19 protein-coding genes are annotated in these 18,685 nt (G+C 68.6%); 10 read left to right on the plus strand and 9 right to left on the minus strand.

Annotation, left to right across the window (positions count from 1 at the left end; all coding sequences use genetic code 11):
- Positions 1 to 93 precede the first annotated feature (93 nt).
- Positions 94 to 2,253, plus strand: coding sequence for an ATP-dependent protease LonB (lonB, locus tag NO360_RS11940; RefSeq protein ID WP_256308033.1), 2,160 nt, complete (start codon positions 94 to 96; stop codon positions 2,251 to 2,253).
- Between the two features lie 123 nt (positions 2,254 to 2,376).
- Here the strand turns inward: lonB and NO360_RS18975 are convergent, their stop codons facing one another.
- On the minus strand, positions 2,377 to 2,505 hold the full coding sequence (locus NO360_RS18975) for a hypothetical protein (RefSeq protein WP_345780195.1): 129 nt from the start codon (positions 2,503 to 2,505) through the stop codon (positions 2,377 to 2,379).
- A 90-nt stretch (positions 2,506 to 2,595) separates the two neighbouring features.
- Between NO360_RS18975 and NO360_RS11945 the strand changes: the two genes are divergently transcribed.
- Together NO360_RS11945 and NO360_RS11950 are read left to right on the plus strand one after the other, a co-directional pair.
- A complete protein-coding gene (locus NO360_RS11945) occupies positions 2,596 to 3,141 on the plus strand; it encodes a CPBP family intramembrane glutamic endopeptidase (RefSeq protein WP_345780196.1) in 546 nt (181 codons plus the stop codon).
- Between the two features lie 50 nt (positions 3,142 to 3,191).
- Positions 3,192 to 3,521, plus strand: a complete 330-nt coding sequence (locus NO360_RS11950; RefSeq protein WP_256308034.1) for a hypothetical protein — start codon at positions 3,192 to 3,194, stop codon at positions 3,519 to 3,521.
- Between the two features lie 45 nt (positions 3,522 to 3,566).
- Here the strand turns inward: NO360_RS11950 and NO360_RS11955 are convergent, their stop codons facing one another.
- From NO360_RS11955 to NO360_RS11965, 3 genes are all read right to left on the minus strand, one after another.
- Positions 3,567 to 4,019, minus strand: coding sequence for an MGMT family protein (locus tag NO360_RS11955; protein WP_256308035.1), 453 nt, complete (start codon positions 4,017 to 4,019; stop codon positions 3,567 to 3,569).
- A 143-nt stretch (positions 4,020 to 4,162) separates the two neighbouring features.
- On the minus strand, positions 4,163 to 7,024 hold the full coding sequence (locus NO360_RS11960; protein ID WP_256308036.1) for a PAS domain S-box protein: 2,862 nt from the start codon (positions 7,022 to 7,024) through the stop codon (positions 4,163 to 4,165).
- 201 nt (positions 7,025 to 7,225) lie between these two features.
- Positions 7,226 to 8,623 carry a response regulator gene (locus tag NO360_RS11965; protein WP_256308037.1) on the minus strand — a complete coding sequence of 466 codons (1,398 nt, stop codon included), beginning with the start codon at positions 8,621 to 8,623 and terminating at the stop codon, positions 7,226 to 7,228.
- 221 nt (positions 8,624 to 8,844) lie between these two features.
- Between NO360_RS11965 and trpC the strand changes: the two genes are divergently transcribed.
- From trpC to NO360_RS11995, 6 genes are all read left to right on the plus strand, one after another.
- Positions 8,845 to 9,717 (plus strand): indole-3-glycerol phosphate synthase, encoded by an 873-nt coding sequence (gene trpC, locus NO360_RS11970; RefSeq protein ID WP_256308038.1) that lies wholly within the window; start codon positions 8,845 to 8,847, stop codon positions 9,715 to 9,717.
- Complete coding sequence (gene trpB, locus NO360_RS11975) at positions 9,714 to 10,961, plus strand: tryptophan synthase subunit beta (RefSeq protein ID WP_256308039.1); 1,248 nt, start codon at positions 9,714 to 9,716, stop codon at positions 10,959 to 10,961. Before trpC ends, trpB begins: the two co-directional genes overlap by 4 nt.
- Position 10,962: 1 nt before the next feature.
- Positions 10,963 to 11,820, plus strand: coding sequence for a tryptophan synthase subunit alpha (trpA, locus tag NO360_RS11980; RefSeq protein WP_256308040.1), 858 nt, complete (start codon positions 10,963 to 10,965; stop codon positions 11,818 to 11,820).
- A 27-nt stretch (positions 11,821 to 11,847) separates the two neighbouring features.
- Entirely contained in the window at positions 11,848 to 12,642 is a 795-nt protein-coding gene (locus NO360_RS11985; RefSeq protein WP_256308041.1) for a 2-amino-3,7-dideoxy-D-threo-hept-6-ulosonate synthase, read from the plus strand.
- 100 nt (positions 12,643 to 12,742) lie between these two features.
- Positions 12,743 to 12,901 (plus strand): DUF7559 family protein, encoded by a 159-nt coding sequence (locus tag NO360_RS11990; RefSeq protein ID WP_256308042.1) that lies wholly within the window; start codon positions 12,743 to 12,745, stop codon positions 12,899 to 12,901.
- Positions 12,898 to 13,329 carry an Hsp20/alpha crystallin family protein gene (locus NO360_RS11995; protein ID WP_256308043.1) on the plus strand — a complete coding sequence of 144 codons (432 nt, stop codon included), beginning with the start codon at positions 12,898 to 12,900 and terminating at the stop codon, positions 13,327 to 13,329. Before NO360_RS11990 ends, NO360_RS11995 begins: the two co-directional genes overlap by 4 nt.
- Before the next feature lie 89 nt (positions 13,330 to 13,418).
- Here NO360_RS11995 and NO360_RS12000 read toward each other — a convergent pair whose 3' ends face one another.
- The 4 genes from NO360_RS12000 to NO360_RS12015 all read right to left on the minus strand — a co-directional run bounded on the left by NO360_RS12000 (position 13,419) and on the right by NO360_RS12015 (position 17,175).
- Positions 13,419 to 14,018 (minus strand): NUDIX hydrolase, encoded by a 600-nt coding sequence (locus tag NO360_RS12000; RefSeq protein ID WP_256308044.1) that lies wholly within the window; start codon positions 14,016 to 14,018, stop codon positions 13,419 to 13,421.
- A gap of 84 nt (positions 14,019 to 14,102) precedes the next feature.
- Positions 14,103 to 14,579 (minus strand): DUF7109 family protein, encoded by a 477-nt coding sequence (locus tag NO360_RS12005; protein ID WP_256308045.1) that lies wholly within the window; start codon positions 14,577 to 14,579, stop codon positions 14,103 to 14,105.
- Positions 14,576 to 15,721, minus strand: coding sequence for a glycosyltransferase family protein (locus tag NO360_RS12010; protein ID WP_256308046.1), 1,146 nt, complete (start codon positions 15,719 to 15,721; stop codon positions 14,576 to 14,578). Before NO360_RS12010 ends, NO360_RS12005 begins: the two co-directional genes overlap by 4 nt.
- A 311-nt stretch (positions 15,722 to 16,032) precedes the next feature.
- Positions 16,033 to 17,175, minus strand: coding sequence for an MFS transporter (locus tag NO360_RS12015; protein ID WP_256308530.1), 1,143 nt, complete (start codon positions 17,173 to 17,175; stop codon positions 16,033 to 16,035).
- 132 nt (positions 17,176 to 17,307) lie between these two features.
- Between NO360_RS12015 and NO360_RS12020 the strand changes: the two genes are divergently transcribed.
- Positions 17,308 to 17,478: an HVO_0758 family zinc finger protein gene (locus NO360_RS12020; RefSeq protein ID WP_256308047.1), complete on the plus strand. Its 171-nt coding sequence runs from the start codon at positions 17,308 to 17,310 to the stop codon at positions 17,476 to 17,478.
- A gap of 96 nt (positions 17,479 to 17,574) precedes the next feature.
- On the opposite strand, the gene NO360_RS12025 is transcribed toward NO360_RS12020, so the two are convergent.
- Complete coding sequence (locus NO360_RS12025; protein ID WP_256308048.1) at positions 17,575 to 18,669, minus strand: aldo/keto reductase; 1,095 nt, start codon at positions 18,667 to 18,669, stop codon at positions 17,575 to 17,577.
- Positions 18,670 to 18,685: the final 16 nt, after the last annotated feature.

Consider the following 18,685-nt stretch of genomic DNA (forward strand, 5'->3'; position numbering starts at 1 on the left):
ACTGAGACGACCGATTCGCGGATGTAGGGTGCACACACGCGAGGAGAAAGTATATCAGTCGCCCGACCTACCGTAGAAGTAGCGAAGAATTCTATGAGTAACGACACGGAAGCCGACGAGAACGCCCCCGAAGAGGGGGGCGGCGTCACCGACGAGGTGCCAGAGTCGCCGCCGTCAGACGGCGGTGACGGGGTCACCGACGGCGTCGCCGACGAACCGTCCGACGGTCCCGTCGGGCCCGACGAGCGCGGCGACGTACCCGGGAGCCAGAACGGCCACTCGGATGGGGCCGTCGAGGGAACCATCGACGACCTCGGGAGCGACGTGGAAGTCGACGCCGAGGTCGCAGAGGACGTCGACGAGGACGACCTCCTCGGCGGACTCAAGATCGACTCCACCAGCGAGATCGACGTCCCGGATCGACTCGTCGATCAGGTCATCGGCCAGGAGCACGCCCGCGACGTAGTGATGAAGGCCGCCAAGCAGCGGCGGCACGTGATGATGATCGGCTCGCCCGGGACGGGCAAGTCGATGCTGGCGAAGGCGATGTCCGAACTCCTGCCCCCGGAGGAACTCCAGGACGTCCTCGTCTATCACAACCCCGACGACGGGAACAACCCCAAGGTGCGGACCGTTCCCGCCGGGAAGGGCGAACAGATCGTCGAGGCCCACAAGGAGGAGGCGAGAAAGCGCAACCAGATGCGCTCGTTCCTCATGTGGATCATCATCGCCATCGTCATCGGCTACTCGTTCATCATCGCCGGGCAGATCCTGCTCGGCATCCTCGCAGCCGGTGTCATCTACCTCGCCTTCCGCTACGGCTCTCGCGGCGGCGACGCGATGGTGCCGAACCTCATCGTCAACAACGCCGAGACGACGACGGCCCCGTTCGAGGACGCGACCGGCGCACACGCCGGCGCGCTGCTCGGCGACGTCCGTCACGACCCGTTCCAGTCCGGCGGGATGGAGACGCCGAGCCACGACCGCGTCGAGCCCGGCGCGATCCACAAGGCGAACAAGGGCGTGCTGTTCATCGACGAGATCAACACGCTCGACATCCGCAGCCAGCAGCACCTGATGACGGCGATCCAGGAGGGCGAGTTCCACATCACGGGCCAGTCCGAGCGCTCCTCGGGCGCGATGGTCCAGACCGAGCCCGTCCCGACTGACTTCATCATGATCGCCGCGGGGAACCTCGACGCGATGGAGAACATGCACCCCGCCCTGCGCTCGCGGATCAAGGGCTACGGGTACGAGGTGTACATGGACGACACCATCGAGGACACCCCCGAGATGCGCCGGAAGTACGCCCGCTTCGTGGCCCAGGAGGTCGCGAAGGACGGTCGGCTGCCGGAGTACTCCGCGGAGGCCATCGAGGAGGTCATCCTCGAGGCGCGGCGTCGCGCCGGTCGCAAGGGCCACCTGACGCTCAAGCTCCGGAACCTGGGCGGTCTGGTCCGCGTCGCGGGCGACATCGCCCGCTCGGACGACGCCGACTTCGTCACGCGCGATCACGTGCTGCAGGCGAAGGGCCGCAGCCGCTCGATCGAGCAGCAGCTCGCCGACGACTACATCGAGCGCCGGAAGGACTACGAGCTCCAGGTCTCGGAGGGCTACGAGGTCGGCCGCGTCAACGGCCTCGCCGTGATGGGCGAGGACTCGGGGATCATGCTCCCCGTGATGGCCGAGGTCACCCCCTCGCAGGGGCCCGGTGAGGTCATCGCCACCGGACAGTTGAAGGAGATGGCCCAGGAGTCGGTCTCGAACGTCTCGGCGATCATCAAGAAGTTCTCCGACGAGAACATCTCGGAGATGGACATCCACATCCAGTTCGTCCAGGCGGGCCAACAGGGCGTCGACGGCGACTCCGCCTCGATCACGGTCGCGACCGCGGTGATCTCCGCGCTCGAGAACATGGGCGTGGACCAGTCGCTGGCGATGACCGGCTCGCTGTCGGTCCGCGGCGACGTGCTCCCGGTCGGCGGGGTCACCCACAAGATCGAGGCCGCCGCCAAGTCCGGCTGCGACCGGGTCATCATCCCCGCGGCGAACCTCCAGGACGTGATGATCGAAGAGGAGTACGAGGAGATGGTCGAGATCATTCCAGTCTCACACATCAGCGAGGTCCTCGACATCGCCCTCGAGGGCGAACCCGAGAAGGACTCGCTCGTCGACCGCCTCAAGAGCATCACCGGGTCGGCGCTGTCACAGGGCGAGGGCGTCTCCGGACCGTCCAGTCCGAGCCCGCAGTAACGCACGATACCCCAGTGGGCGGCGTTCGCCGGCTTCGCGATCGTCGTCACCGCGGGCTTACTCCTGCTTTCTCACGCCTCTAGCGGCGTCCTCAGGGACGCGCGAGACGACGCCGCGGACGCGTCACCGAGCGCCGACGACCTCGGGGAACCGACCAGCGGCGCGTTCGGTCGCGACGAGGGCGACGACGCCGACGACGGGACCGTCACGCTCCCGAAGTCCGGAGTCGAGTTCCGGCCCGCTCCGGGCCACCCCGACAGCGGTCCGAGTGAGCCGCGACCGACCGAGCTCTCGACGGCGTCGCTGCTGGCGAACGTCGCCCTCTCGCAGGGCCTGTTCGGCGTGCTGTTGCTCGCCGGGGCGTGGTACGCCGAAATTCCGGCGTGGGCGTTCGGCGTCGCCGCCGAGACGGTCACGCTCGGGGGCGTCGCGCTCGGCGCGGGCCTCGGGCTCGCGCTCTACGCCGCCAACGAGGCCGGTGCGGCCGCGGGAGCGCGGTTCGGCCTCGGCGAGGGCGACCGACTGCGGAGCGCGCTCGCCCCCGACTCCGCGGTCGGGTGGGCCGCGCTGCTGTTCGTCGTCCTACCCGTGATCGCCGGGTTCGAGGAGTTGCTGTTCCGCGGCGCGCTCGTCGGCGTTCTCGCGGCCGGCTACGACGTCTCGCCGTGGGTCTTGGCGCTCCTGTCTTCGGTCGCGTTCGGCGTCGGCCACGGCGCGCAGGGGCGGATCGGAATCCTCGTCACCGGCGCGCTCGGGTTCGTTCTCGCGGCGGCGTTCGTCGCGACTGGGAGCCTGCTCGTCGTCTTCGTCGCCCACTACCTCGTGAACGCGCTGGAGTTCGTCGTCCACGAGGGCCTGGACGTCGAGTGGCCGCGCGAGACGGCGTGAGCCGGCCATCCGCCCCGACCGTTTTTGTTCCTTGGGCGCGCTCTCCCGGTATGGAACGTCGCACGCAGACGATACTCCAGTCGGTGCTCATCGGCTATCTCGTGTTGCTGCTGGCGTCGCTCGTCGTCGACAACCCGGTCGTGACGACGGCCGCCGACCTCGGGTTCGCCGTCGTCGCCGGCTACTTCGGGTATGTAGTCTACGCGAACCGCTCGCCGTCGGACGACGTGCGCGTCGTCTACGTCACGGCCGCGGCGCTCGTGCTTGCCGGCCTCGCGCAGCTGCTCGCGCTGCTGCCCGGATTCGGCATCGCCGCGCTGGCCTCGACCGTCTTCTTCGTCGTGGGGTTCGTGGGGTACTTTCTGCTGCGGTGGCGGTGAGTTCCGAGGTCGTCTCGTCCGCGGACCCCCGTCGCACGCCCGCCATCACTCGGATTCGATCTCCCGCAGGCGCTCCGCCACCGACGCCGGTGCACCGCCCGGCGCGTCGCGGACGCGGTGGTCCGGAACCACGAGCGGCACCGGGTTCTCCGCGAGCGCGGTGCGGGCGGTTTCGACGTCCGCGGACTCGTCGGGGTCGAGACCGGCCATTCGGATCACGCGGTCGAGCGACACCGTCTCGCCGTGGGGAACGTTCCGCGCGGCCTCCAGCACACGGCGGTGCTCCGTGGGCACCGTGAGTCCGATCTCGACGTCGGCGAGGTGGTCGGCCTCGCCGTCGAGGTAGGCGAAGACGCGGTCGAGAACCGGATGCTCCGCACCTGCATCGGCCGGGACGGTCTCGGGGAACGACACGCCGACGACGCGGCCGCTCGCGATGCCGATCTCGACCGCTCGACCCAGTCGCTCCGACTCGCGGGCGAAGATCCCGACGTCCATACCCGCCCGTTGTGGATCCCCGGTCTTGAACCTTGACAGGTGACGCGCGCGGGCCACGGTGTCCGGCCCACGCGACGGTGGCCACGGTATCCGGCTCACACGACGGTGGCCGATGGGCGACCGACGGCCCGGGTCGGACGCGGCTACGTCTCGTCGGCGTGCTCGAACGTGGCGTCCAGCAGTTTCCGCTCGGCCCTCCGGACGTGCGCGTGGAACGCCGAACTCGAGATGTCGAGAACGTCCGACAGGTCGCTCCCCGTCGATCCCTTCGGCGAGTCGAAGTACCCGCTGTGGTACGCGAGTTCGAGCACCTCCTGCTGTCGCGGCGTGAGCCGGTCGAGGACGTCGCGGCTGAACGTCCGTGAGGTCCCGTCCGAGGTCCGATCGCGCTTGGCGCGCAGCGTGGAGTCGGCGTAGCGAGTGGTGACGGCGTCGACCGCACGCCGGACGTCGTAGGAGGTCGGAATGGTAGCCGTGACGCGACACCCCCCGCCGTCGGCGGTGATGTCCCGGAGCGTGATGCCGTGCTCCGCGAGGTACGAGCCGATGAACTGGCTGGTGAACCGGATCTGGATGACCGAGCCCTCGTTGCTCTCGATCAACCGAGCGTTCCGAACCTCCGGGGCCTGCTCGGCACGGTCCAGGAGCGTCTCCGGGTCGGCGTCGTGGACCCGGGCGAAGACCAGCGTCGAATCGTCGGACTGGGTGATCGTTCCCTCGAGTTCGATCCGGCAGCCGACGTCCCGCGGGAACCGCAGGAAGAAACACGAGCGGTCGGTGATATCGAACTCCAGTTCGATCAGCTGAGTCGAGAGCAACGCCTGCTTGCGGTCGATCGACACGAGCGCGTGCGCGACGAGGTCTCCGAGTTCGGACAGGACCTCCCGAAGCGTCTCGTCGAACGCGGCGGACGCCGTGGCGTAGACGGTGAATACGCCCTGAAGCGAGCCTCGGTAGAGGAGCGGAACGCTCATCGCCGACTGGAATCCGCTCTCGAGGGCTGACCGCCGCCACGGCGCGTTCGTCACCTCCCGGGCCGTGTTCGAGACGATCACCCGCTCGTGGTTCTGGACCGCTCGAACGGCCGGTTCGGCCGTCTCAGCGTCCGTGAGCGACCCGTCGAACTGTTCGAGGTACCGCTCGTTCGACCCCGCCCAGGCCCGCGGTTCGACCGCCTCGTCGACGGGGTCGACGCCGCCGATCCACGCGAACGCGATCGGGTCGGCCTCGACCAGGTGCGAACAGACCGCCTCGTCGATCTCGCTGCGCGTCTCCGAATCGACGATCGCGCGGGCGACGCTCCGGATCTGCGTGTTGATGGCTTCGGCGCGCTCCAGTTGGCGGGTCCGCAACTCAAGTTTGTGCTCGCGTCGCTGGAGTTCCTGCTCCCGCTCGGTCCGTTCGAGCGCCGACTCGGCGGTCGCCATCAGAATCTCCACCAGATCGACGGTTCGCCCGTCGAACCGGTCGGATCGAACGTCGCCGACGGCCACGACGCCGTGGTTCTCGATCGGGACGACCAACTGACTCCGGATCGGCGTCTCGCCGTCGAGGAGGCTTCCGTCCGCGCCGACGTCGTTTTCGACGCCCGTTTCGCCGGTGACGAACGCGTCCCAGAGCGGTCCGCCGTCGGGACCGACGTCGCCGAGGTCACTCGGGAGTCCGTCGATCCCACCGGGAGCGTGACACTCGGTCGGGCGGAGGACGCCGTCGACGTCGTCGAAGCGGTACGCGACGACGAGCGGGATGTCGAGGACTTCGGTGACGGTCTCGACGATCCGTTCGTCGATCGCCTGGGTCGTCCGCGCCTCGAACAGCTCCTGGGCCGCGCGGTTGAGGCCGGCCAGGGACCGTTCGTACGCGAGTTGCGCCGTGATATCGCGGAATATCCCGTAGATGACCGTGGTATCGTCGAGTTCGACGGTGGAGACGTCGATTTCGACCGGGACACGCTCACCGTCCGCAGGGTCCAGATAGAGCTGCGACCCGTCGGGGAGCTGTCGCATCGTGCCGCCGTGCTCGACGTGGCGCTCGAACACGTCGCGGTACGCGGCGGCGTCGTCGTCGGGGTGGAGGTCGGACTGGTGGAGACCGACGATCTCCGCTCGGGGCCGGCCGTAGAGGTCCGCGGCGGCCTCGTTCGCCTCGACGATCTCGCCCGTCTCCGCGTCGGCGACGAAGATCGGATTCGGTGCCGCCGCCAGTAACGTCCGGTAGCGCCGCTTCGTGGCCTCGAGTTCGCGTTCGGTCTCACGCTGCTCGGTGACGTCCTGCGACATCGTCATTCCGGCGACGACCTCGCCGCCGTCGTAAACCGGGACGACGCGGATTCGGAAGACCCGCCCGTCGAGCGTCTGCTCGGTCACGCTCGGTTCGCCCGCCAGCGCCCGGCGGTAGCGCGGTTCCAGGTCGCTGACGTGCTCGGGACCGAACGCGTTTTGGAGGCGTTCGCCCTCGAGGTCCGACGGCGAGCGTTCGACCCGGTCGAAGCCGTCGCCGCCGACGATTCGGTAGCGGAGGTCCTCGTCGAAGAGCGTGACCAGCCCGTTCGGGAACTGTTCGACGAGCGTCCGATAGCGACGCCGGTTCCGCGACAGCGCGCGCGTCTGCGTCTTCCGGCGCGTGACGTCCCGACCCGAACTCAGCGTGCCGGCGATCTCGCCGTCGTCGTCCCGGAGGGGCGTGTTTCGCCACTCGACGACGCGTTCGTCGCCGTCTTTCGTCAGCACCGGATTCTCGTACGTCTCGGCCGGGTCGGGCTCGACCGCGCCCGACATCACTCGATCGAACGTCGCACGGACCTCGTCGCTGACGGACGCGGGAATGCAGGCCTCGAACCAGTCCCGCCCGACCAGTTCGTCCTCCTCGTAGCCGAGCACCGAGCACGTCTCGCGGTTCACGAATTCGATGCGGCCGTCGGCGTCGAGAGCCACCACCAGTACCTGTGCGAAATCCAAGAATTCACGGGCGTCGTCGACGGCGGACGGAAACTCGAATGAGGTCATAGAAGTGGGGTCCGACCAAACATATGGACACGACCGAAGTACTCCGAGTTAACAGTTGCCATACAGTTGTCGATGACGGTCGGCGTATCGAGAACGGGTACGCAGACGGCCGGACGGAACCGGCTGGCGATACTCAGCGTCCCGGGGTGCGGCGGGGTCACCGACGTGCCTCCGGCGGCGTCAGCGTGACGCCCGTGAGCGTCAGCGGAACGTAACGCCCGTGACCTCGAAGCGCACGCCGCCGGCGACCGAGTCCGACATCTCGACCTCCCAGTCGTGCTCGTGGGCGATCTGCTGGACGATCGCCAGTCCGTACCCCGTTCCCTCCGCGGCCGTCGTGACCCCGGACTCGAAGAGGTCCTCGTCGGTGGCTGGGATCCCGCTGCCGTCGTCAGCCACGTAGAACCCCCCGTCGAGGCGGCCGACCCAGACGGTGGCGGCGTCGCCGTGTCCGTGCGCGTTCTCGAAGAGGTTCTCGAAGAGCCGCTGGAACTGGCCGGCGTCGGCCAACACGAGCGTGCCCGCCTCGATATCGGCCTCCAGTTCCATCTCCCCGGTGTCCGAGTACGACCACGCTTCGTCGACGACCTCTCGGAAGTCCACCTCGGTCGCGTCGATGTCCTCCGCGCGCGCCAGTCGGAGCAGCTCGTTGATGAGGTTCTGCATCTGGTTGTGCGCGCGGGCCACGTCTTCCAGATGGGATAGCTCGCCGGTCTCTTCGACCAGTTCCAGCCGTCCCTCGGCGACGTTCATCGGGTTCTGGAGGTCGTGTGAGAGGGTCCGAGCGACCGATTCGAGGCGTTGGTTCCGGCGTTCCAACTCGCGGATCCGCTCGCGCTTCTGCGTGATGTCCCGGAGCTGAATGAACAACCCGACGGAGACCGGGTAGGCGTGGAGTTCGATCCAGGCGTCCTCGGCATCCAGGAACAGCTCCCGCTCGACGGTCTCGCCGGACGAGCGGACGTGTTCGAGCACCGCCTGGACGTCGGTATCGGCGATCTCGGGATAGGCCTCCCAGAGCGGTTCGCCGACGGTGTCGACGGGGTCGTAGCCGGTGCGCCGAGCCAACCACTCGTTCCAGTACGTCACGGTCCAGTCGTCGTCGACCGCCAGGAAGCCGTTGATGTGTTCGAAAATGTCGTGGAGCTGGTCGCGCGCGAGCCGCGCCCGGTGCTCCGCACGGGTGTGCGACACCGCGTTGCGGACGCGGGCGTGCAGCAGTTCGTAGCTCTCGGATCCGTCCTTCCGGAGGTAGTCGGTGACGTCGGCCTTGATCGCCCGCGAGGCGACCTCCTCGCTCCCGTGCCCGGTGAAGAGGAGGAACGGCAGGTTCGGGTAGCGTTCGCGGACCGCCTCCAGGAATTCGAGGCCGTCCTTCCCGGGCATATCGTAGTCGCTGACCACGCAGTCGATCGGTTCCGCCGAGAGGCGTTCCAAACCCACGTCGGCGCTCTGGGCGGAGATGACCCTCATTTCGTCGTCGAGGGCCTCGAGGTAGTCCGCGACGACCGAAGTCAGGGAGGGCTCGTCGTCGACGTGCAGGACCAGCGTCGCATCAGACCGCTGGAACGTGTCAATTTCCCCAACGGTCCGTCTCATACGTGCGACTGTGCGACAGTCGCTTCCTGAGTATGCATATAAAGAGAACGTCGCCCGTTCAAATATAAACATCAGGGTTCACATATCCAAATATATGTCGTTTGACGGTTCGTCGCTCCGGTGGCTTACGAGTCGGGTGGCCGCGCGCGGCTCATTCAGGGGATCCGCGGGACGACTGACTCGCAAACCTTATGTGCAAAAGAGTCCGTTAATGAACATAGATGAACGCTAGTGAGGACAAACTTGCTCCGGCGGTGCGGTCGATACTCGCGACGGCGCGGGAGCGTTCCGGCGGTGAGCGACGACTCGACGTCGACGCCCGGTCCTTCCCCGATGCGGTCGCAGCGACGGCGGCAGCTGGACGCGTCCCCGTCGTGGCCGAGGTCAAGCCGACGAGCCCGACGACCGAGGGCGAACGGACCGACGACCCCGTAGAACTCGCCACGGAGATGGTCGACGGCGGCGCGACGGCGCTGTCTGTGCTGACCGAACCCGAGCACTTCGGGGGCTCGGCGGAGAACCTGCGTCGCGTCCGCGACGCCGTCGACGTCCCGGTACTCCGGAAGGACTTCGTCGTGCGCGAGGCGCAACTCGACGCCATCGAGTCGGACCTTCTCCTGCTGATCGCGCGCTTCCTCGACGAGGAGGGGACGGACTCGCTCGCGACGCTGTACGAGGCGGCCCGCGAGCGCGGCTTTCAGCCGCTCGTCGAAGTACACACACGCGCGGAGCTGGAGCGCGCCCTCGACGTCGGCGCGGAGATTATCGGCGTGAACAACCGCGATCTGGGGAAGTTGGAGGTCGACCTCGGTACCTTCGAGCGGCTCGCACCGCACGTTCCCGAGGAGGTGACGCTCCTCGCCGAGAGCGGGATCACGAGCGTCGGAGACGTCCGCCGGATGCGCGCGGCGGGCGCGGACGCGCTCCTGATCGGGACGGCCATTATGGACGGCGACGTCGAGGCCAACACCGAGCGGCTGACGACGGTCGACGCAGCACGGGCGAGCAGGGCGGGCGGAGACGCGAGCGAGGCGACGCGGACGAGCACCGAGCCGACAGATACGACACCGAGGAACACGGAGTCTACCCAATGACACAACAGTACGCGGACGGGAAGTTCGGCGAGTACGGCGGACAGTACGTGCCGGAGGCGTTGATGCCGGCGATCGAGGAGCTGACGGACGCCTACGAGCGGTACGTCTTAGAGAACGAGGACGGCTTTATGGACGAGTTCCGGAGCCGACTTCGGGATTTCGGCGGGCGACCGACGCCGACCCAGCACGCCGAGCGGCTCTCCGAGCGGTACGACCGCGACATCTACCTCAAGCGCGAGGACCTCCTGCACGGCGGCGCGCACAAACTCAACAACGCGCTCGGACAGGTCCTCCTGGCGAAGTACATGGGCAAGGAGCGCATCGTCGCCGAGACCGGCGCGGGCCAGCACGGCACCGCGACGGCGATGGCGGCCGCGCACCTGGATATGCCGTGTGAGATCTACATGGGCGAACGCGACATCAACCGCCAGCGACCCAACGTCTTCCGGATGCGGCTCAACGGCTCGGCGGTGAACCCCGTCACCACCGGCCGCGGCACGCTGAAGGAGGCCATCTCGGAGACGATGCGCGACTGGGCAACGAACGTCGAGGACACCCACTACGTCATCGGCTCGGTCGTCGGCCCCCACCCCTTCCCCGCGATGGTCAGGGACTTCCAGGCCGTGATCTCCGAGGAGGCCCGACGACAGCTACGGGAGAAGACCGGCGGGCTGCCCGACTCGGTGCTCGCCTGCGCCGGTGGCGGGTCGAACACGATGGGCACGTTCGCGAACTTCGTCGACGACGAGTCGGTGGGGCTGTACGCCGTCGAGGCCGGGGGCTCGACCCTCGAAGTCGACGAGGAAGCGGGCGTCGCGCCCAACTCGGCGTCGCTGTCGACGGGCGAGGAGGGCGTCCTCCACGGCGCACGGACGAAGATCCTCCAGGACTCTGACGGGCAGATTATGGAGAGCCACAGCGTCTCCGCCGGCCTCGACTACGCGGGCGTCGGTCCCGAACTCGCCCGCCTCGTCGACGACCGAAGGGTGGATGCGGTCAACGTCGACGACGACGCGGCGCTGGAAGCGTTCCACCGGCTCTCGCAGTTGGAGGGGATCATCCCCGCGCTCGAAACGGCGCACGCGTTCGGCTACCTCGAAGAGCACTACGAGGAACTCGGCGACGTCGTGGTGGTGAACGTCTCCGGTCGCGGCGACAAGGACCTCGAAACCGTCATCGAGGAGACCGAGAAGCGCGACATCGAAGCCGCGCCGTCGCTCGCAGAGTTCTCGGGGGGGATCTGAGATGGCGTCTGATCCCGTTCGCGACTCCGACCTCGACGCCGCCTTCGCCGACGGCCCAGCGTTCGTCCCCTACCTCGCCGCCGGCGACCCCGACTACGAGTCCTCCCTCGAGTACGTCGAGGCGCTCGAACGCGGCGGCGCGGACGTCATCGAACTCGGCCTGCCCTTCTCGGAACCGATCGCTGAGGGCCCGACGATCCAGAGCGCCGTCGTGCGCTCGCTGGAGGGCGGGATGACGCCTGACCGGTTCTTCGAGTTCGTTGAGGACCTCTCGGTCGACGTGCCGTTAGTGTGTATGACGTACTACAATCTGATCTATCAATACGGAGCCGAACACGGGCCCCGACCGTTCGTCGAGCGCGCGGCCGAGGTCGGCCTGTCGGGCTTCGTCGTCCCCGACCTCCCCGCCGAGGAGGCCGACCCGCTCCGGGAGGCCTGCGACGAGTTCGGCCTCGACCTCGTGTTCATCGTCGCGCCGACGACTCGCGGCGACCGACTGGAGCGGATCATGTCGCAGGTGTCCGGCTACGTCTACGTGCAGGCCCGCCTGGGCGTCACCGGCGCGCAGGAGGACGTCTCCGGGCAGACCGAGGAGAGCCTCGAACGCCTCGCCGGCTACGACGTGCCGAAGGCCGTCGGCTTCGGGATCAAGACCGGCGAGCACGCCGAGCGGATCGTCGGGGCGGGCGCGGACGGCATCATCGTCGGGAGCGCGCTCGTGGACATCGTCGCCGAGGGCGCGGAGGCGGGCGACCCGGTCGAGGAGGTCGCTGCGCGCCTCGAATCGAAGGCCCGTGAGCTGAAGCAGGGTGCCCTCCGCGGGTACGAACAACGTGTGCCCCAAGCGGAAGGCAAATAACCGACGGTTGCCACAGTCTCTCACACGATGAACGCAGGACTCTCGGCGCGGCTCGACCGCGTCTCGACAGGGGGGCGATACCTCGTCGTCCCGATGGACCACGGCATCACACTGGGGGCCGTAAAGGGCCTCGTCGACCTCGAATCGACGGTCGACTCGATCACGCGCGGCGGCGCGGACGCCGTCCTCACGCAGAAGGGCGTCGCCCCGCGCGTCCACCCGAACAAGAACGGGAAGGGCTACATCGTCCACCTCAACGGCTCGACCGTCATCGGCCCCGACGAGGAGGACAAGCGGCGGACCGGCTCGGTCGAGGCGGCGCTCCGCGCCGGCGCGGACGCGGTGTCGTTCCACATCAACGTCGGTAGCGACCACGAACCGGATCAGCTGACCGAACTCGGCGAGTTGACCGAGACGGCGCACCGACTCGGCGTCCCGGTGCTCGCGATGAGCTACGCGCGCGGGCCGGGCGTCGACGAACACGACGCCGGGAGCCTCTCGCACGCCGTCCGAATCGCCGAGGAGTTGGGCGCGGACGTCGTGAAGACCGCCTACTCCGGCGACGCCGGCTCCTTCGAGCGCGTCTGCGAGGCGACCCGCCTGCCGGTCGTCATCGCGGGCGGCAGCCGCGGAACCGACCTGGAGACCGCGAAGATGGTCCGCGGCGCGATGGACGCCGGTGCGGCCGGCGTGTCGATGGGGCGGTCGATCTTCCAGCACGACGACCCGGAGGCGATCACGCGCGCCGTCAGCGCGATCATCCACGACGACGCCGACGTCGACGACGCCATCGAGACCGCGGGCCTGGGACTCGAAGCGTAGATCACGCGGCGACGGCTCGAAACGTAGCTTACGGCGGGTGACAGCCACCGGGCGCTTCCGAGCCCGCGCGCTTATCACCGTGGCGGGCCAACCCGGAGATATGCCAACGACGCTCGAAGTTCGATGCGCAAACGACGAGTGCGAACTCGATATGTTCGAGCTTCACTACACGTACGATATGCCCGACAGCGTCGGCGTCGCAGACTTCGTCTGCCCGTACTGCCGTGAGGGCGACTCTCTGGAGGCGATCGAACTATGAGCGGCTTCGAACGACTCGACGGCGGCGACGCCCCCGAACGGCTGAAAGAACTCGGCGAGTCGATCGCCGAGAACGCGCTCGAACGCGTCGGACGCGGCGTCGCCCGGGTGCAGGAACGGACGCCGCTGCCGTACGACCTCCTGGAGAGCGACGACGCGTACCTCGTCGTCTTCGACGCGCCCGGCATCCGTCGCAAGGACGTGCAGGTCCGCTTCGTCGACCGCGAGGTCCGCGTCACGATCGACCGGTTCCGAACCTTCCACGAGGGCTTCGAGATGCGCTTCCCCGGCCGCGGACTGTCTCTGGACGGCGCAGCGCCGCTTCCCGAGGGCGTCGCCGTCGACCCCGAAAGTGCCACCGCGACGGTCACCGAGGCCGGGACGCTACAGGTGGAGATCCCCAAACGCGGCGGCGACGTCGAGGCGTGAGGGACCCGGCCGCTGTCAGGCTTGGTTCTGTCGACGTCTTGGACGCGTAATCACTCTCGTCCGTATACGCTCTCAGCCCCGCAACCCACTCAGACCGGCAGCTCCGCGTCAGGGTCGACGACGCGGTCCGGCTCCTCGGGCGCCGTCCACCCGGTCGTCAGTTCGAGCAACTGCAGCAGCATCACGCCGGTCGCGCCCCAGACGGTGTAGCCGTCGACGTGGAAGAAGTGGATGCGGCGCGGGCCGTACGTGGGATGTTCGCGGCGCTCGGACTCGTAGTTGTCGAGGTCTGTCAGCTCCGCGACCGAGAGCGCGACGACCTCGGCGACCTCGCGCTCGTCGGGGTCGTACGAGCGGTCCGGTACCTCGGCGACGAACGGCCGCACCGAGTAGTCGGTGACCGTCCGGATGTCGTCGAGTCGACCGACGACGCTCGTCTCGGTGGCGCGGAGTCCGATCTCTTCGTCGGCTTCCCTGAGCGCCGTGGCGCGCAGATCCGCGTCCGCCGGCTCCCGCGACCCGCCGGGGAAGCTCATCTGGCCGGGGTGTTCGCCCAGGTGGTCCGCGCGCCGCGTGAACAGGACGTACTCCTCGCCGTCCCGATAGAGGATCGGCGCGAGGACCGCCGCCTGCTGACCCGCGTCGTCGACCGCGTCCGCCGCGTGTCCCGACACCCCCGAGAGATCCATACTCGGAGAGACGTAGGACCCCGGGAGGCTTATACTGTCTGCTGAGGATTCGTGAAGGATTCGGGCCCTCCGGGTCGACCGCAGTTACGCGTCCAGTTCGTCGTCGAGTCGCGCCCGGAGGTCGTCGACGTCGACCGCGTCCGACCAGACGGCGATGTCGTACGTCACGTCCAGGAGCCGTCGCATCGCGGACTCGTCCCCCTCGGCGACCGCGCGTGCGGCCTCGGTTCTGAGCCGCTCGGCGACCGCTCGTGCGGCGGCCTCGCGGTCGACGTCCCGCTCCCGGATTTCGAGGATGTGCGGCAGGTCTTCGGCGTTCTCCGGGAGAGTCGGGAACGCCGCTGGGCCGGGCACCAAGAGCGTGGTTCCCTCCCGGTCGTACCGAACCAGCGCGTAGGACGCCACCGCGTCCTCGATAGCGGTCGCGAGCCCCGATTCGTCGACTTCCGAGCCCTGCTTGAACGCCAACTCTTCCAGCGCGCGTTCGAGTTCCGCCGGGGTGAGCGCGCCGAAGAGATCGACGACGCCGGCCAGTTGGTCCGACTGGAGTGCGGTCGTCACTCTCCGAACCCCGTCGCATCGGCGGCTGCGACGCCGGTGCGGCCCGCGTCGGCCGCCTCGTCGGCGTCCGCTTCGGCCGCCGCGACCACCGCGTCCGCGGAGAGCGGCGCGTCCTCCCAGGCGGGGAGTCGGTCGTCGGCCCCGGACGGTTCCGCGACAGCGGCGGCGTACTGCGACACTTGAGACAGTTCGTGATCGCGATCGAACCGGAAGTCGTTGAACGCGGCGTCGAGTGCGTACTGATCCACCAGCGTGTTCGCCGTCTCCCGGTAGCGCCTCGGGAGCGTCGCGAAATCCGGCTCGATCCCGTGCTCGCCGACGGTCCGCAGGAGCGTCTCGCCGACCGATCGGCTCATATCCGAGAGCCCGGCCGAGCCCTCGACGGTTCGGTGGTCGTGTTCGTAGCGGCCGAGGTCGACCTGGGCCGTCCCCTCGAACCCGGCGACGTCGAACGCGTCGCCGAGCGTCCCGACCTCGAGCCCCCACTTTCGGGGCGTCTGGATCCGGCGCGCCATCTCGGCGGTCGCGGCGAACTCGCCGGCGAGCGCGTACCGGAACGCGTCGAGGTACGCGAGGTACGGTTCCGGGTGTTCGTCGACCAGAGCCCTGACGAGCGGAACGTAGAAGAGACGGAAGAGCCGCCCGTAGAGGGAGTCGTCCTCGACGCGAGCGTAGTACCCCTTCGAGAAGTCGTAGCCTCGCGTGAGCGGGAACAGCAGCCGGCGGACGAACGACTCGTCGTACGTCGTCGTGTCGGCGTCGTGGACGACGACGAACTCCTCCTCGGTGGCCCGCCCGAGTCCCAGCCACACGTCGCGTCCCTTGCCGCGGCCGCCGTCGAGACCGGCCTCCGAGAGGAGCGACGCGACTCGCGGCCCGTCACACCACAGCAGGTCCAGGGCGAGGTCGTACCCCGAGAGCCACTCACGAACGGGACCGACTCGATCCGGCGCGGCGCGGAGCGGCACGACGACGCGCGCCGGCTCGAGGCCCTCGAGGACGCGTAGCACGCGGTTCGCGGCGTCGGTCTCGTACTCGCGCTCCGTCATCGGGACGACGACCGCCGTGCGGTCCGTCGGCGCGGCCGGCAGCGGGTCCGAGAGGTCGTGGAGCGTCGCTACACGCGTTTGCACGTACTCCATCGAAGTCCCCTCAGGGCGGGACGAGCAAAAGCGCGGGGGTTCCGGCGGTCGAGACCACGCGCCGCTCGGCGCCGATACCGAGCGGAGGTCATCGCCGCCGGTACGTGAGTTTATATACGAACCCGCGGCCAGCGACCCTGTGATCTGAGAGCCACCCCGCGTCGGGCCGCGGTTGCTCGGCACGTCGACGCGGGGAGCGACGGCGGCGACGCGGTCGGCGGTGCGGAAGCCGACGGCGTCGCTGGGGGACCCCCGTCGCGAGCGGCGTGCCGACTGTTCGCCACGCGTGATCGCCGACGCGACTGGCTCCGTCACTCGCGGGTCGCCGACTGTGGCAACCGACCGCTGCGCTGGAGGACGAGGAGGCCGACGACGACGACGGCGAGTCCAAGCGCCAGCCGCGAGAAGATGCGGTCGTACGCCAGCCCCGTTTCGCGGAGCGCGCCGACGGCCGAGGAGCCGGTGGCCTGGACGACCATCATCCCGCCGGAGTACCACGCGTACGCGCTCGCTCGCGTCCCGTCGGGGAGCGTATCGAGCAGGTACGTGTCGATCGCCGGGAACAGGCTGTGGAGCACGTACCCGATCAGCGCCGTCAGGACGATCAGCGGCACGAGACCGGACGTGACCGTCAAGACGAGGACGCAGACGGTGAAGGAGCCGACGATCGAGAGGATGTACGGAACCCGGGGCAGCGTGTCTGCCAGCCGGCCCGACACGAAGAACGCCGGCACTCCGGCGGCGAAGATCACCGTGAGAAGGTTCCTCGCGGTCGTGTCGGAGAGCCCCTTCGTGCTCATATACAGCTCGTAGAAGTTGAACAGCCCCTGCCAGACGAATCCGGTCGTGCCCACGACGGCGACGCTGAGTCCCACGACCCGCCATTCGGCACGGATCGCGCCGATCAGGTCTCTGTCGTCGGCGCCGGCGTCGGGGAGGTCGGTCGACCGGGCCGCGGAGAACAGCGCGAGCGTGACGGCGGCGGCGGCGACGGCGACGGCGACGAACACGAGCCGCCAGTCGACGAACACGGTGAGGACGAGCGTCACCAGCGGCGCGGCCGCGACGGCCGCCACCTGGCTCGACATCCCGTGGACGCCCAGCGCCCAGCCGACGCGCTCCGGGTAGAGTTCGCTGACGAGCGGGTTCGCCGCGACGAAGTAGATGCCGGAGGCCAGACCCATCAACAGCGCGCCGACGGCGACCATCGCGACCGACGTCGCGCCGGCGGTGAACGTCGCCGCGCCGGCGAGGAGCCCACCCGTCACCAGAATGACTCGGTGGCGGGGGACCCGCGTGAGGATCCACCCGGTCGGGACGCGCAACAGCGCGCTGCCCAGCCACGCCGCCGTCGCGATCAGGCCGGCAGTCCCCTCGCCGATCTGAAACACCACGATGAACTCCTGGAGCAGCGGCGCGAAGACGACCCTCGCGAGGTTGACCAGGAAGATCATCGAACAGAGCGTACCGAAGAGTCGGCCCCGAGACACGGATGGACTTGACCGTCGGAGCGTTCAATTGTTGCGGTCTGAAACGGGTCTACATACCGGTCTTTTTACCCTGCGGGCCCAAGGGACGAGGTGGTTATGAAGACGACCCGGAAGGGCCTACGGGACGGGGAATTAGAGAAAGACACGTACGGGCGGCTAAACTGCGCCGAGTGCGGGGAGACGCTGAACACCGAGAACGATCCCGACGAAGTGTACACGGTTCGGCGGTGCGCAAACTGCGAGCGCGAGTGGAAAGAGCTCCGGTAGTCCGGAGAATCAGCTCGGCCGGAGAGTCCGTTAATCGAGGCGAAACCACGATCGGGGGCGGCCGACAGCGATCAGGCGACACCGCACGCGACGCAGTTATTCGAAGACGGCGTCGAACGCCCGCGCACCCAATGGCTCGAACGTCCCGGCGGCGACGTTCTCTGGGACGTGTGCCGGGGAACTCGTTCCGACGAGCGCGGTCGTGACGCCCGGCGCGCTCCGCGCGAAGTTGATCGCCCGCTGCGCCGGCGTCTCCCCCCGTAACTCCGCGTCGACCGCCGCCGGAATCGACGCTGCGAGGTCGCCCTGGGCGAGCGTCGCGCTCGCGACGACGTCGAGGCCGGCAGACTGGGCGTACTCGAGCGCGCTGACGTCTCTGTCCTCCTCGGGGTGTCGGTGCGCTGCCACGGTGAACGCGTCGGCCATCGCGACGTTGAACGGTAACTGAACGGCGATGAGGCCGCAGTCGTCGACGCCGACCGTCTCGGCGGCAGACTCGGCGCGGGAAACGACCTCGGGGAGCGAGAGGTAGGCGTCGTGCGACCGGGGCACGCGAAACGCCTCCCAGGTCGCGACGCCGTAGCCGCCGACGTCGCCGGCGGCCCGTCTGCGTTCCAGGCGCTCGAAGGCCGCCTCCAGCGCGTCGTAGACCGCCTCTCGGCTTCGGGCCTGCAGTTGCGTCTCGGGGTTGTGGACGTAGTAGCAGTCGACCGCGTCGACTGCGAGGTTCGACAGGGACCGATCGAGCATCGCCTCGATGAAGTCGGGCGCGATCGCGTGGCTCCCGCGCGCGAGGTCGTCCGGAGCGACGAGGCCGGAATCGACGAACTCCGACCGGACGTACGCGGCCGGGTCGTCGGGTCGAGCGCCGTCGAACGGGACGAACCCGCCTTTCGTGGCGACGACGACTTCCTCGCGATCGACGTCTGCGGCGTCGAGCGCTTCGCCGACGAGGCGCTCGCTCCGCTGGTGCCGGTAGTTGATCGCCGTGTCGACGACGTTGACGCCCGCCGAGAGCGCTTCGACGATCGATTCGCGGTAGCCCTCGTCGACCGCGTCGGTCGGCGTTCCGAGGTACGTCCCGAGACCGATGCTGGACACGACGCCCGGTCCGAACCGACGGAAGTAGGTGCGCGCGAAGGCGTCGCCGAAGCGTTCGCGGTAGCCCCAGGTCCCCTGACTCGTCGCCATACCCGAAGTAGGCCCT

Source organism: Halobellus litoreus (assembly GCF_024464595.1).
Taxonomy (GTDB): Archaea; Halobacteriota; Halobacteria; order Halobacteriales; family Haloferacaceae; genus Haloquadratum; species Haloquadratum litoreum.